Here is a 13,114-nt window from a genome sequence, read left to right on the forward strand (position 1 = left end):
TTGTATCTTAAATAATAAAAACTATCAATAGTTTTTAGGAAAGTTAATTTTTTATCTATCTTTTTGTGGAATATGCATGAGGATGTTTGTCTGACGTGTATGTAAGCTCTTACATTTCAATTTCTTATTTTGCCAGATTCATGGCACCGCTCTCTCAAATTCTGTTTTTCATAAAATGCCCTCTATATTTGCTTTTTATGAAAAAAATAGCCCAGGCGGAACAGGCTGTCAGAAACAAAAAATGACAGGCTAATCCGCCGGAGCTATATTGCCTATGATATTAATCTTTTTACACCGTCACGATCACGCCGCCATCGTTGGCGTACATGCTGCTGACACCGCGGGTGTCCATGATCAGGCATCCTTTGAACTCTGCCTTTTCCATAAGAAGCTTCTTCATGGTCTCGGCGCGGTCAGGAGCATTGCAGTGGGTGATCATCAGGAAACGTTCCTTCGTATCCCCTGCCTCTTCCAGAACGATCTCCGCCATTCTTCGGAGTGCTTTCTTCATGCCGACGCTCTGGCCTCTCTGCACGATACTGCCCTTGTCTCCGGCCATGATCGGCTTGATGTTCAGCGTGGATGCCACCAGTGCTTTCACACCGGTCAGTCTGCCGTTCTTGCGCAGCGTCTCCAGATTATCCAGTACAAAATAGGTATGCACATTGCTGCGGAACTCTTCGATCTGCTTCACGATTTCTTCGAAGGAAAGACCCTGCTCTTCCAGTTCTACCAGTTTCTTCACGATCTGGGTCTCACCACAGCTGGCGGACTCGGAATCGATGACGTGGATCTGCTTCTTCCCGTATTTTTCCCGATACAGATTCATACCAAGCACCGCACTGTTGTAGCTTCCGCTGAGGTGGGAGGATAAAGTGATCACATACACATGCTCTGCTTCTGTGTGGTAGGCTTCCCTGAAACGCTCTGGGGAAGGGCATGCCGACTTGGGACATTTCGGACACTCTGCCACCTTTTTCAGGAATTCCGCCTGATCAAAATTCTCATCATCCTGAATCTGGTAATCTCCCACTTCCAGTCCCAGGGGCACGATCTCGAACCGGGGATCCTGCAAATATTCTTCCGGCAATTCACAACAGCTGTCTACTACAATTTTATAACTCATATTATCTATCTCCATATGATTGATTGCAGCTATTCAAAATTATGTCTCCGAAAGAGTCATTCTGCGAATGCGGCACTGAATAGTTACAATTATTTTCATTTTTTAAAACCATACTATGTAGTTTTTAATACTACTTATAATAACACGAAACATTCCGTTCGTAAAGCCTTTATACAAAATATTCATATTCCCTTTTCGGCGGACTTCGTATATACTATTTCTATATAGCCAGCATATTATATGATGCCAGGGTCAAAAGGTCTAAGCCCATATGAGCTTGCTCATAAGTGGGTGAAAGACCTTAGGACCCGCCCCGATATGAGCATAAAAGTGGGATGATAATCCCACGATATGCGAATAGAGGGTAGGATTGTTCCGTTTCGACCGAAGCTCCTCACAGAGTTCTTCTCACAAACATATAAGGAGTCCCTATGATCGCATTACAGATTACATCCATGAAAAATTTTATGAACCACCTGCTGGTAGCGGATACTTTCGATCCTTTCCTGTTGGAAGAAGCCACCGTCAGTACGGCTCTCACCGTGACGATCGACGGGCATATCAACAAGGACTTCTATCCCGCGGACGAACGGGGGGAAGACTGCATCCCCTGGGATCTGCAATCCTGGAGCAAAATAAAAGGACTGTGCTTTGACCTCATCAAGGGAAAACACACTCCTTTGTATTTTAAATTCGTACTTCATATGCAGCCCGATAAGGCAGCCTCCATGCTGGAAAAAGCCCAGGTGGACCCTGACGTCATCCGGGCACTGGTGCTGAACATCCGCTACGACGGGGAAAAAACGGTTCTCACCACCGGGTGCGCCTACCAGACCTTCACCATGGACAAAAGTGCCGACACCGCCTGGGACAAGGCACTGAAAAAATATCTGGATCTGAAGGGGATCTCCTACGAAGAACTCTGATCCCGCTCTCCGGGGTATCCCCAGTTCTTCGAATCATTCGTAGGAGCGGTTCCTGACGGTCACTCCTTCATCTTCGGTTTGCTGAGCAGGCTCGCCAGATAACCGAGGATCAGCGCTGCGGAGGTTCCCACGGCTCCAGCCTTGAATCCTCCGGCAAACAGTCCTAAAAATCCCTGTTCCTGCACCGCTTCTTTCACGCCCTTCATTAATACATTTCCAAAGCCCAATAACGGTACACTGGCTCCTGCTCCCGCATAATCCTGAAACGGTTCATACCAGCCAAGGGCACTGATGACCGCACCGGTGACCACCAGAAGCACCATGATGCGTCCCGGCATCATCTTCGTTTTTTCCATTAATATCTGCACCAAAGCACAGATCAGGCCGCCCACCCAGAAAGCATTGATATAATCCATTCTCTGCATTTCCCCCCTTACTATCTGTTTAAGGACAGTCTCTGCACTTTTTCTTAAAATTATGCATTCTTTATTTATGCATTCTTTTTGCCAAAACGAAACCATTCCGGCGGAAGCTGTACCAGGATCACCGCCGCAAATACGATAACGCAGCCTGCGATCTGCCTGGCTGTCAGTGTCTGATCAGTAGTCAGAAATCCGATCTTATAGGCGATCCATCCGGAGATCGTGGCAATGACGGATTCCAGGCTCATGATCAGTGCCGCCACCGTAGGATTCAGTCCTTTCTGGCCCACGATCTGTAAGGTATAACCCACACCACAGCTTAAAACACCGGCATATAACAGGGCTCCCAGGCCTTCCTGCAGCTGACCGAAGGTGGGCTGTCCCCAGATGAGTGCTCCGATGCAGCAGACCACTCCACAGACCGTGAACTGGATACAGGATACCACAGCTCCGTCAATTCTTGCTGCATAATGGTCAACGGTCATGATCTGTATGGCAAATGCAATGGCACATAAAAATACCATGATATCTCCGGCTCCGAGACGCAGGGACTCGGTCATGCAGAGCAGATACATGCCCACGGCTGCCATGACTGCTGCCGCCCAGACCACCGGCGCCACTTTTTTCTTCAGAAAGATACCGAACATGGGGACAAAAATGATATATAGCGTTGTGATAAATCCCGCCTTACCGACACTGGTGTATTTAATACCGAACTGCTGCAAGGTACTGGCGATCGTTAGGAAAATGCCACACAAAAGTCCTGCTTTCACATTCAGTTTCCAGTCAAGGGGCGCAGCTTTGTCCCCTGCAATCTTTCTGCTGATCAGAATATACACCAGAATGCTGGCGGCACCGATCAGGGAACGGACACCGTTAAAGGTGAACGGATGCATATAGTCCATGCCCTTGCTCTGGGAGACGAACGCCATGCCCCAGATGGCAGCCGTTAACAGCAGGATCAGGCTGTTTCTCGTAGTTTTTGTTCTCGTATTTTCCATAGTTGTATTTTCCATTCCTTATATTTTTCGTTCCTTGCTGCTTTACGGTTATGTGATCTTGTCAGGGCTGTTTCTTATATCTCTCAGCAATCTCCGCCACTACATCCCGCAGCATTTTTCTGCTACAGTCTATGATCAGATCCGCATATTTTTCATACAAAGGGGTTCTCTCCTCGTACAGGTCCCTCAATGTCTGACCGGGCTGCAGGGTCACACCTCTGGCATTCAGATCTCCCAGCCGCTGTTCCACTTCCTCATAAGGAAGCTTCAAATATACCACGGTGCTGATATCCCGCAGATGCTGCATGCCCTCCGGCTCGTAGCAGGCGCTTCCGCCGGTGGCAATGATGCTGTTTTCCAGATTCAGAGAGGCATTTACGTTGCTCTCGATCTGCCAGAAGCCCTCCACGCCGTGTTCCGTGATGAGTTCATGCAATAATTTACCGTGTCTTTCCTGGATCACCAGGTCCGAATCCACAAAACGTCTGCCCAGGCGCTTTGCCAGAACCACGCCTACCGTACTTTTTCCCGAACCCGGCATGCCGATCAGAGTAATATTATTTTTCATAAGTTTCTCCTGTCTCTACACAAGAAAATCGCCGCCTGTAAGCGACGATCTTCCGTCCTGTTCTTCTTTATAACCTTCGTAGCGCCCCATTTGCAGAACTGCCTCTGTGGGGATTTTGACCCCGACATCATGCTATTTGCTCATGGTGGTTACTTACACTTTATACTTCCGCAATGACTTCCACTTCACATAATACGTTCTTGGGAAGGGTCTTGACTGCAACGCAGCTTCTGGCAGGATTCTCAGTAAAGTACTTTGCATAGACCTGATTGAAAGCTGCGAAATCGCCCATGTCTGCCAGGAAGCAGGAGGTCTTGGCTACTCTGGTGTAGCCGGTACCTGCTGCCTTTAGCAGCTCGCCGATATTCTTCATCACCTGCTCTGCCTGTTCCTCGATGGTAGTTCCGTGAATCTCTCCGGTAGCGGGATCAATAGGGATCTGTCCGGATGCGAAAAAGATATTGCCCAGTACAATGCCCTGAGAGTAAGGTCCGATTGCTGCGGGTGCTTTGTCTGTTGAAATCTTCTGTAACATAATATTCTCCTCTTCTTCCTATAATTACGCCCTGAGGATGCCTCCGGATCCCGGCACATCCAAAATCCGATGCAGCATGCACATAGCGTTTACTTCGTCATATCTACCTCCGGCTCATCAAATTCCGCCGTCACGTAGAATCCTCTGGAATTCTCCACGATATCCGCCACAACTCCTTCGCGATTCTTCAACCGATAACGAAAAGGAATATTGGGGGACATGGCCAGAGACGGGTCTATCGTATAATAATAGTTACTGGGCAGAAGTCCCTCGGTCACTGTGATCTTCTGTCCGACCTCCAACAGTCCCGGCCGCTCCATCTTAAATTCTATCCTGCGCATTTTGACTCACCAGCCATTCCCGGCATAATGTGTTTTCGCCGTTTGAGGTTTATTTTACCAGTAACTTACAGCGCTTGCAAGAGTGTGTTTCATTTCTGACCTGCTGCTTTTCCCTATTTCACCGCCGGACTCTCCAATACTACCGCATGTGCGATCCCCGGCACGCTTTTACCTTCGTTGAAACTGGTCTTACTGAGCAGGGCGCCGGTGGGTAGAAAGAGGACTTTTTTCCACTCGCCGGATTCCAGCTTCGGCAGGATGTATGCCGCCAGGGTCACAGCGCTGCATCCACAGCCGCTGCCTCCGGCGTGGGTGTCCTGGGCTTCTGCGTCAAAAATCTCGATACCGCAGTCCATGTGCCGGTCGGCGATGTCAATTCCCTTTTCCCGCAAAAGATCGATCAATACCGTCTGTCCCACGCTTCCCAGATCCCCGGTGATGATCCGGTCATATTCTTCCGGGGTCACATGAAAATCTTCCATGTGACGGGCAACGGTGTCTGCAGCGGCCGGGGCCATGCATGCTCCCATGTTCATGGAGTCTTTCAGGCCGTAATCCACGATCCTTCCGGGAGTCATGCCGGTAATGTGGGCTCTGCACTTCTGATTTAGTCCCAATGCAAAGGCTCCGCTTCCCGTCACCGTCCAGCTGGCAGACAGAGGTCTCTGGCTCCCATAATCTAACGGAAAACGGAACTCCTTCTCCGCACTGGCAAAATGACTGGAGGTCACACAGACCACATGCTCCGCATAGCCTCCCGCTGTCATCACAGCTCCCAGTGTCAGCGCTTCCCCGCAGGTAGAGCAGGCGCCGTAGACTCCAAACAGAGGAATATTGTAAGCGGAGATACCGAAGGAAGTGGCAATGCACTGCCCCAACAGATCACCGGCGAAGAGATACGACACATCCTCCGCTTTCCATCCGGCCTTTTCCATGACCATGTAGACTGCGTCCTTCTGGAGATTACTTTCCGCCTCTTCCCAGGTCTTACAGCCGAAGAGATCATCCTCTCCCACCATGTCGAACAGGGTGCCTAACGGTCCTTCGCCTTCTTTTTTTCCCACGATGCTGGCACCGGCGATCACACACACCGGCTGTGCCAGACGGATACTGCTTCTTCCCACTCTCTGATTCATAATTTCTCCTTCCATGCGATAACACTGCATTCTTTTTTGTCAGTGTTCCCGCATTTTGGAAAAATTATGAATTACAAAAAATTGTAACTATTCAGAACCCCATTCGCAAAACCGCTACTTCGTAGCTTTCCTTTTGCTCATGTGGTTACTTCGCCATATAAAACTGCTTATCTGCCTGAATGCAAGCATTCGCAGAACGCAGTTTTTCATGGCTCTGAATAGTTACAAAATATCTCCGCCAGCGCCCCGATCACCTTCTGTAATATCTCATCCGCCATATCCGAATAGTGAATGACCAGAATCCCCCGATATTTCTGCGCATCCGCAAAGCAATATTCCGACAGACAGTTCACGAGAATTCCCCGCTGTCTGGCCGCCCACTTGATCTCCACATCACTAAGTTCCGTCCGCACATGCAGCAGAAAATGAGTCCCGGCATCATCCTGATAGATCTGGCTGATCTGACTTAAAGGTGACTCCCGAAACATCCGGCAGATCCGCTCCCGCTGCCCTCTGTAATCGTTGAGCAGTCTCCGGATATGGCGTTCAAAATACCCTTTTTCCAGAAACGCTGCCATGGCATACTGTTCAAAACCGGATACCGTGCAGGAATAAAAATTCATAGTGGAAATATAGCGTTCCATCAATTTCTCCGGCAGCACCATATAGCCGATACGCAGGGATGGCACCATGGTCTTGGAAAAAGTGTTAATGTAAATAACTCTGTGGTTGCGGTCCATGGACTGCATGGAGGGAACCGGCTTTCCCACCATGCGGAATTCACAATCGAAATCGTCCTCCACGATATAGCGCTCCGGTTCCTCCGCCGCCCAGCGAAGCAGTTCCTGCCGTCTTCCCACAGGCATGACCAGTCCGATGGGAAAATGATGTTCCGGCGATACATGCGCCACGGTAATACCCTTTTGATCCAGCTGTTCCACTTTCATTCCCTGACCGTCAATGTCCACATAATCCCAGGTCACACCGCCCACATCATACAGTTTCGTAATCTTGCGATACCCAGGATTTTCCACACCGAATTTTGTATTTTTGCCCAATAACTGTAGCAGACGACTGTAGAGATATTCTGTTCCCGCTCCCACAATAATATGATCCGGTGACACATGCATGCCACGGTACCGATACAAATGCTCTGCAATGGCCACCCTTAGTTTTTCCACTCCGTTAAAAGGAACCGTCTTAAGCAGAGACGTATCATAATCCGTCAGGGTCTGCCGCATGATCTTCGCCCAGGTGGCAAAGGGGAACTTATCATATTGAATATTGTTGGCCGTCAGATCCGCCAGATATTCTTCCTCCCGGAAACGGGTCACAAAGGATGCATAGGCTGGGGCGGAGACGTTCTTCACTTCCAGACGGTTGACAAAATACCCTCTCTTTTCCTCCGACCGGATATAGCCCTCCAGCAGCAGCTGTTCATAGGTATTCTCCACGGTCTTGACACTGACCTGCAAGTGCTCGGCAAACGCCCGCTTCGAAGGAAGCTTCTCACCGGCAGTCAGCCGGCCGCTCAAGATGTCAGCTTTCATCGCTTCATATAAGTATTCATACATGGTTTTTCTGCCACGGGCAGTCAGATCATAGGTCAGCATCTGGTATCCTCCTTTTTTCTTATTTTGGTTATTTAAAAGATATCAGATTTTATTATAATGAACTCATAAAGTAAAAGCAAGCAGGAAGGACAGATTCTCCCCCCGCCAAGGGGGTGACTCCTCAAGAGGGCAGCTCCTCAAGAAGAGCAGGATTTTCCTTCGGAAAACAAGGGAGGATTTAACATGGGCGTATATGCAATCACCGGCGCATCCAGCGGAATCGGCGCCAAGACAAAAGAACTGTTACTTCAAAAAGGACACGAAGTCATCAATATCGATCTGAAGGACGGCGATATCTGCGTGAACCTGGCAACCCCGGAAGGAAGACAGGCCGCTGTAGACAAGCTGCATGAGCTGCATCCCGAAGGTCTGGACGGCATGATCTGCAATGCCGGTGTCTCCGGTGCCTGCGGCAATCTGGAACTGATCATTTCCCTGAACTATTTCGGAACCGTAGCCATTGCAAAGGGCGTCTATGACCTCCTTAAGAAAAAACACGGCAGCTGCGTAGTCACCGTATCCAACACCATTTCCCAGGGTGCGGGACGTAAAGATATCGTAGATCTGCTGAACAATATCGGTGATGAAAAGAGAGTATTAAGCCTGGTATCCTCCATGGATTCCACCAACCTCTCCGTGGGCAACAGTCTCTATGTATCCACCAAATATGCTCTGGCCAGATGGGTCCGCAGAGTCTCCGCTACCTGGGCTGCCAACGGTGTCCGCATCAATGCGGTAGCTCCCGGCAACGTACATACTGCCATGACCGCTACCATGAGCACCACCGCGAAAATGGCACTGAATGCTCTCCCCATTCCCACCAAGTACGGTCAGGAATGTCTGATGGCTCCCGAAGAGATCGCTGAGGTGATGGTATTCCTGGCATCCGATTCCGCCAGAGGTGTCAACGGCAACATCATGTTCGTAGACGGCGGTACTGACGCACTGTTAAATTCTGAAAAGGTATATTAAGGAGGAACACGCTATGAGACCCATTGAAAAATATGTAGAAGCTATGGAAAATAAAGATTTTGCCGGACTTGCAGAGTTGTTCACCCCTGATGGCATTCTGTGTGACTATTGTACCACCTCCGCTTCCCAGCAGGAATATCATATCTACGGAAAAGAGGCCATCAATATGTTCTTCCGTAACAAATTCGGCTTCCGCCGCTACTCCATTCTGGATGCTGAGGTCGTAAATGATGAGCAGGCCGAGTTCATTGCCAACTTCGGAGGCTACAACATCATGGCCATCGCCACGGTTCGTAAGACCGATGAAAACGGTCTGATCCAAAGACTTACCGTAAGACCGAAATAATTTTTGCCATCCCCTTATACTTTTCTCTATATAGAATCTTAATGTAAAAGAAGCTGCACCCTACGGTACAGCTTCTTTTACATTCTATCTTCCGAATACGTCGGTCATTCCGGAGCACTGCCAGAGATCACATAGCTGGTCACGGCATACAGGATCTCACCGTTGTACTCCACTCTGGACCAGCCAGATCCTTCACTGTAGCCGGTACGATGCAGATTGGTTCCGTTTCGCACCTGGGTGCGTACAGTGCTCTCTCCCTCGCTGGTGCTTGGTTCCGTCCGCAGATTGATCAGATCTTTGGGGGTAATATAATCATCACAATCCGTAAAGACGATCACTCTGCCATCCTGGGTGCTGACGCGGTTGGGATATGTCGGCTTCTCCGGGGTCTTATAGGTAAGATCCGTGGTCAGATATGCTGATACTGCATAAACCGTCTGGCCGTTGTATTCCAGTCTGGACCATCCGGTGGAATCGTTCCTTCCGGTGCGTACCAGAGTCTCTCCGTTCTTCAGCTGCCCTACCACATTGCCCTCATCTCCGGTATAGGGTGTACTGCGAAGATTACTCACATCCTTGGCAGTGACCGTCTCGTTCACATCACCGAACGTCATGGAATTTCCCTCCGCAAGAGCATCTCCCGTATTATTGGTAATGGGGACTTCGGTTGCCACCGGTGCCTGTGTAGGCTGCGGCTGTGCTTCCGGAGCCTGTGTAGATGTCGGTTGCGGTGCTTCTGTCACTGCTGCCGCAGGCTCCGGAGTAACCGTCTCGGGGATTTGTGTAGTCTCCGGTTCCGCCGTTGCCACCTTTTCCGATGCGATCCCGGTCTCCGGGGTCTCTGCAGAAGCCTGTTCTGAGCTCTGCGCTTCTGTTGTCACCGCCGCAAATTCATTATTTTCCGTAGTTCTGTCATGATGGCTCAGTTTCCACAGCGGAATACAGATCAGGACCGCCAGAACCATCATGCCCGCAAAAGCCGGAATCATCCATGGCCGGAACCGGAAGCCGATCCCGTCCCCCTCGTCGAAGTCATCCAGGTCATCCCCTTCCGGGTACTCCCCATAGTCCTCATCCTCCGTAAAGTCCTCCGATTCCACAGTATACGGATCCTCTGTATCACAGGTTGTTTCCCATACAGCATCATCACGTCGTCCCGCCTGTTCAGAATCCACCTCTGCATCCGCAAGTTCTTCATAGTCAAAATTATATTCTTCCGGTTCCCTTTTCCGGTCTCTGACACCCTTTTCTTCCATGGCATGCCCTCCTTCCGCCATCTTTAAGCTGATTATATACTTCCCTCTTTTGCAAAACAAGTACCTTTTCCTGTCTTTGCAGGTATGTTATACTGACTGTAGCATTATAAAAACCTCTCAGGAGTTATATTCTCTATGAAAAATAAATTTGCCAAATGGAAACCTTATATTTTCCTCGCGGTCCTGCTCGCCAGCCTGGTTCCTCTGGTATGGCTGGGGCGTTACAATTATCCAACCGGGGATGATTATTATTACGGTACGGAAGCCCATCTGGTCTGGCAGCAGACCGGAAGCATACCACAGGCCATTTCCGCCGCCTGTGCCGGTGTCGCCAAAAGCTATCAGATCTGGCAGGGAACCTATTCAGCGCTGTTTCTGATGTATCTTGCGCCCAATGCCTTCTCCAATACCGCCTATCATCTGGTGACTTTTGTGATCCTTCTTTTGCTGTGCGGCAGCATTTTCTATCTGCTACGGCCTCTGGTCTGCCATTTTCTGCCGGGAACATGTGGGGAATGGATCACGATTTCCTCAGTATTCAGTTTCCTGTGCATCCAGACAGTGGCCTTTCAGAGCGACAGCTTTTACTGGTACAACGGCTCCATGTATTACACCGGTTTCTTTGCCGTGACCCTGTTTTTCCTGGGCACATTGCTTCGCTACCTGTACAATGGGAAAAAGATACTGATGCTTCCGCTTCTCCTGTTCGCAATTTTCTTAGGCGGTGGCAATTACGTGTCCCTTCTCCCCTGCATGCTGTTTGTGGTAACCGTAACCTTTCTACTGCTGTTGCAGAGAAATAAAAAGACTTATGTCTGCGGAATTACCTCCGCTGTTCTCCTGCTATCTTTTGCCGTCAGTGCCATGGCCCCCGGCAATCAGGTGCGGCAGGACGGCATGTGGAAAATTCCCGCGTGGAAAGCCATTGCAAAGTGCCTGTTGCAGGGTGTACGCTATACCTTTGCCTGGACCAGACTGTGGTGGTTCCTTGCCGCCCTGCTTCTGCTGCCGGTCTTCCTGCGCATTTTACAGAAGAAAAACGGGAGTTTTTTCTCCCATCCCCTCCTTTTTACCGGATATTCCTACGGATTGTTCTGCTCCATGTCCTGTCCTCTGTTCTATACCATGAACTCCACCGGACCGGGCCGGGCCGTAGCCATTGTCTACTATGCGTTTCTGCTGATCAGTTTTGCAGTATTCTTCTACTGGCTCGGATTTATAGTCCGGAAGCTGCAAATGCGTCAGAATACTCCGGAGAAAATGGCGGTCCTCGGCAAGTTGAAAATTGCCCGTTATGTCGCCATGACGGTCCTGTTGGCCGTCATCCTTTTCACCGGAGTATGGCAGGAGACCTCCGCCGCAAAAGCGATCCAGGTGCTGACAAACGGTGAAGCCGCTGCCTATGCTGCAGAATACGAAGAACGTCTTCTTCTCCTGAATGACCCGGAGATTACGGATGTGGTGCTGACCCCCTTTACCCATCAGCCTGCGATGATCTACACCGGCGATCTTCCAGGAGACCCCGAGGATCCCACCAGTAAAAAGACCGCACAATACTTTGGAAAAAATTCCATATACGTAGATTACAGCAATTAATTATAGTGACCAGCTGATGAGCACACCACCATCGAATAAAAGGCGATCAACAACCCACGGCGCATTACAAAAAGGACGCTTCCGGTTTTTCCGGAAACGTCCTTTTGTTATCTTTTACTATTCTTATTGTCCTTCGTACTTCTCACTCTGCATACGGATCAGTTCTGCATCGTCGAAGTAATTGATACGCATAGCGCTCTTTACCTCAGACAGGGTCTGTGCTGCCACTTCACGGGCCTCGTCACTGCCCTTCTTCAGGATCTCATATACTGCGGGAATATCCTTCTCCAGTTCTTTTCTACGGTTACGGATGGGCTCCAAGGTCTCCTGCATTACGTTGTTCAGGAACTTCTTCACCTTCACGTCACCCAGACCGCCTCTGGTATAATGCGCCTTTAACTCGTCCAGATTTGCGTAATCCGGCAGGTATCTCTCGAAGTGCTCCGGCTTGCAGAAAGCATCCAGGTAAGTGAATACCGTGTTGCCCTCCAGATGTCCGGGATCGCTGACCAACAGATGCTCGGGATCGGTGTACATGCTCATGATCTTGGTGCGTACATCGTCTGCGCTGTCTGCCAGATAGATGCAGTTGCCAAGGGATTTACTCATTTTCGCCTTGCCATCGATGCCAGGCAGTCGCTGACATGCCTCATTTTCAGGCAGCAGTGCCTTGGGCTCTACCAGTACCGGTGCATATACGGTGTTGAATTTGTGTACGATCTCTCTGGTCTGTTCGATCATGGGCAGCTGGTCACCACCTACGGGAACGGTGGTTGCCTTGAAAGCGGTAATATCGGAAGCCTGGCTGATGGGATAGGTAAAAAATCCCACAGGGATGCTGGCTTCGAAGTTACGCATCTGGATCTCACTCTTTACGGTCGGGTTTCTCTGTAATCTGGCTACGGTTACCAAATCCATGTAATAGAAGGTCAGCTCGCACAGTTCGGAGATCTGAGACTGAATGAAGATCGTTGCCTTGCTGGGATCCAGTCCGCAGGACATGTAGTCCAGCGCCACTTCAATAATATTCTGACGCACCTTCTCGGGATTCTCGATATTATCCGTCAGCGCCTGTGCGTCTGCGATCATGATAAAAGTCTTCTTATATTCGCCGGAATTTTGCAGCTCTACACGTCTTCTCAGGGAGCCTGCATAATGTCCCACATGTAATCTTCCGGTGGGTCTGTCACCTGTCAAAATAATCTTGTCCATTTCGTCCTCTCAATCCGCCGTCTACGCGGCCATACATCATTGCTTTCTTAATTATATCATTTTT

The 13,114-nt window shown here is 49.7% G+C and carries 14 protein-coding genes; 4 read left to right on the forward strand and 10 right to left on the reverse strand.

Annotated features, from left to right (window positions below; genetic code table 11):
* Window positions 1-289: 289 nt before the first annotated feature.
* On the reverse strand, window positions 290-1,126 hold the full coding sequence (locus tag ACLTOH_RS09570; RefSeq protein WP_337535870.1) for a DegV family protein: 837 nt from the start codon (window positions 1,124-1,126) through the stop codon (window positions 290-292).
* Between the two features lie 431 nt (window positions 1,127-1,557).
* Between ACLTOH_RS09570 and ACLTOH_RS09575 the strand changes: the two genes are divergently transcribed.
* The gene (locus tag ACLTOH_RS09575; protein WP_337537123.1) at window positions 1,558-2,052 is read left to right on the forward strand and encodes a DUF5721 family protein; all 495 of its coding nucleotides are present in this window, start codon (window positions 1,558-1,560) and stop codon (window positions 2,050-2,052) included.
* 59 nt (window positions 2,053-2,111) lie between these two features.
* Here the strand turns inward: ACLTOH_RS09575 and ACLTOH_RS09580 are convergent, their stop codons facing one another.
* From ACLTOH_RS09580 to ACLTOH_RS09610, 7 genes are all read right to left on the reverse strand, one after another.
* Complete coding sequence (locus ACLTOH_RS09580) at window positions 2,112-2,468, reverse strand: SpoVA/SpoVAEb family sporulation membrane protein (protein WP_022313592.1); 357 nt, start codon at window positions 2,466-2,468, stop codon at window positions 2,112-2,114.
* Between the two features lie 74 nt (window positions 2,469-2,542).
* Window positions 2,543-3,475, reverse strand: a complete 933-nt coding sequence (locus ACLTOH_RS09585) for a DMT family transporter (RefSeq protein WP_337414573.1) — start codon at window positions 3,473-3,475, stop codon at window positions 2,543-2,545.
* Window positions 3,476-3,536: 61 nt separating this feature from the next.
* On the reverse strand, window positions 3,537-4,043 hold the full coding sequence (locus tag ACLTOH_RS09590) for a shikimate kinase (protein WP_022313590.1): 507 nt from the start codon (window positions 4,041-4,043) through the stop codon (window positions 3,537-3,539).
* 160 nt (window positions 4,044-4,203) lie between these two features.
* A complete protein-coding gene (locus ACLTOH_RS09595; protein ID WP_022312675.1) occupies window positions 4,204-4,578 on the reverse strand; it encodes a RidA family protein in 375 nt (124 codons plus the stop codon).
* An 89-nt stretch (window positions 4,579-4,667) separates the two neighbouring features.
* Window positions 4,668-4,919 carry a hypothetical protein gene (locus ACLTOH_RS09600; protein WP_022153424.1) on the reverse strand — a complete coding sequence of 84 codons (252 nt, stop codon included), beginning with the start codon at window positions 4,917-4,919 and terminating at the stop codon, window positions 4,668-4,670.
* Between the two features lie 113 nt (window positions 4,920-5,032).
* Entirely contained in the window at window positions 5,033-6,055 is a 1,023-nt protein-coding gene (locus ACLTOH_RS09605) for a stage V sporulation protein AD (RefSeq protein WP_118505145.1), read from the reverse strand.
* 206 nt (window positions 6,056-6,261) lie between these two features.
* Window positions 6,262-7,668, reverse strand: a complete 1,407-nt coding sequence (locus ACLTOH_RS09610; protein WP_022313093.1) for a PLP-dependent aminotransferase family protein — start codon at window positions 7,666-7,668, stop codon at window positions 6,262-6,264.
* 183 nt (window positions 7,669-7,851) lie between these two features.
* On the opposite strand from ACLTOH_RS09610, the gene ACLTOH_RS09615 reads away from it, so the two are divergent.
* Both ACLTOH_RS09615 and ACLTOH_RS09620 read left to right on the forward strand, forming a co-directional pair.
* On the forward strand, window positions 7,852-8,640 hold the full coding sequence (locus ACLTOH_RS09615; RefSeq protein WP_117466166.1) for an SDR family oxidoreductase: 789 nt from the start codon (window positions 7,852-7,854) through the stop codon (window positions 8,638-8,640).
* Window positions 8,641-8,653: 13 nt separating this feature from the next.
* Window positions 8,654-8,986 (forward strand): nuclear transport factor 2 family protein, encoded by a 333-nt coding sequence (locus tag ACLTOH_RS09620; RefSeq protein WP_117466167.1) that lies wholly within the window; start codon window positions 8,654-8,656, stop codon window positions 8,984-8,986.
* Window positions 8,987-9,090: 104 nt separating this feature from the next.
* Here ACLTOH_RS09620 and ACLTOH_RS09625 read toward each other — a convergent pair whose 3' ends face one another.
* The gene (locus tag ACLTOH_RS09625) at window positions 9,091-10,242 is read right to left on the reverse strand and encodes a hypothetical protein (RefSeq protein ID WP_412224011.1); all 1,152 of its coding nucleotides are present in this window, start codon (window positions 10,240-10,242) and stop codon (window positions 9,091-9,093) included.
* Window positions 10,243-10,377: 135 nt separating this feature from the next.
* Here ACLTOH_RS09625 and ACLTOH_RS09630 point away from each other — a divergent pair, with 135 nt between their 5' ends.
* Complete coding sequence (locus ACLTOH_RS09630) at window positions 10,378-11,838, forward strand: DUF6056 family protein (RefSeq protein ID WP_412224014.1); 1,461 nt, start codon at window positions 10,378-10,380, stop codon at window positions 11,836-11,838.
* Window positions 11,839-11,961: 123 nt separating this feature from the next.
* On the opposite strand, the gene trpS is transcribed toward ACLTOH_RS09630, so the two are convergent.
* Window positions 11,962-13,050, reverse strand: coding sequence for a tryptophan--tRNA ligase (trpS, locus tag ACLTOH_RS09635; protein ID WP_412194593.1), 1,089 nt, complete (start codon window positions 13,048-13,050; stop codon window positions 11,962-11,964).
* Window positions 13,051-13,114: the final 64 nt, after the last annotated feature.

Origin of the sequence: Waltera sp., assembly GCF_046969025.1 — a bacterium.
Taxonomy (GTDB): Bacteria; Bacillota; Clostridia; order Lachnospirales; family Lachnospiraceae; genus Acetatifactor; species Acetatifactor acetigignens.

Coding starts and splice junctions, on each gene's coding strand:
- ACLTOH_RS09570 (WP_337535870.1), bottom strand. CDS start 1,126: ATGAGTTATAAAATTGTAGTAGACAGCTGTTGTGAATTGCCGGAAGAA.
- ACLTOH_RS09575 (WP_337537123.1), top strand. CDS start 1,558: ATGATCGCATTACAGATTACATCCATGAAAAATTTTATGAACCACCTG.
- ACLTOH_RS09580 (WP_022313592.1), bottom strand. CDS start 2,468: ATGGATTATATCAATGCTTTCTGGGTGGGCGGCCTGATCTGTGCTTTG.
- ACLTOH_RS09585 (WP_337414573.1), bottom strand. CDS start 3,475: ATGGAAAATACGAGAACAAAAACTACGAGAAACAGCCTGATCCTGCTG.
- ACLTOH_RS09590 (WP_022313590.1), bottom strand. CDS start 4,043: ATGAAAAATAATATTACTCTGATCGGCATGCCGGGTTCGGGAAAAAGT.
- ACLTOH_RS09595 (WP_022312675.1), bottom strand. CDS start 4,578: ATGTTACAGAAGATTTCAACAGACAAAGCACCCGCAGCAATCGGACCT.
- ACLTOH_RS09600 (WP_022153424.1), bottom strand. CDS start 4,919: ATGCGCAGGATAGAATTTAAGATGGAGCGGCCGGGACTGTTGGAGGTC.
- ACLTOH_RS09605 (WP_118505145.1), bottom strand. CDS start 6,055: ATGAATCAGAGAGTGGGAAGAAGCAGTATCCGTCTGGCACAGCCGGTG.
- ACLTOH_RS09610 (WP_022313093.1), bottom strand. CDS start 7,668: ATGCTGACCTATGATCTGACTGCCCGTGGCAGAAAAACCATGTATGAA.
- ACLTOH_RS09615 (WP_117466166.1), top strand. CDS start 7,852: ATGGGCGTATATGCAATCACCGGCGCATCCAGCGGAATCGGCGCCAAG.
- ACLTOH_RS09620 (WP_117466167.1), top strand. CDS start 8,654: ATGAGACCCATTGAAAAATATGTAGAAGCTATGGAAAATAAAGATTTT.
- ACLTOH_RS09625 (WP_412224011.1), bottom strand. CDS start 10,242: ATGGAAGAAAAGGGTGTCAGAGACCGGAAAAGGGAACCGGAAGAATAT.
- ACLTOH_RS09630 (WP_412224014.1), top strand. CDS start 10,378: ATGAAAAATAAATTTGCCAAATGGAAACCTTATATTTTCCTCGCGGTC.
- trpS (WP_412194593.1), bottom strand. CDS start 13,050: ATGGACAAGATTATTTTGACAGGTGACAGACCCACCGGAAGATTACAT.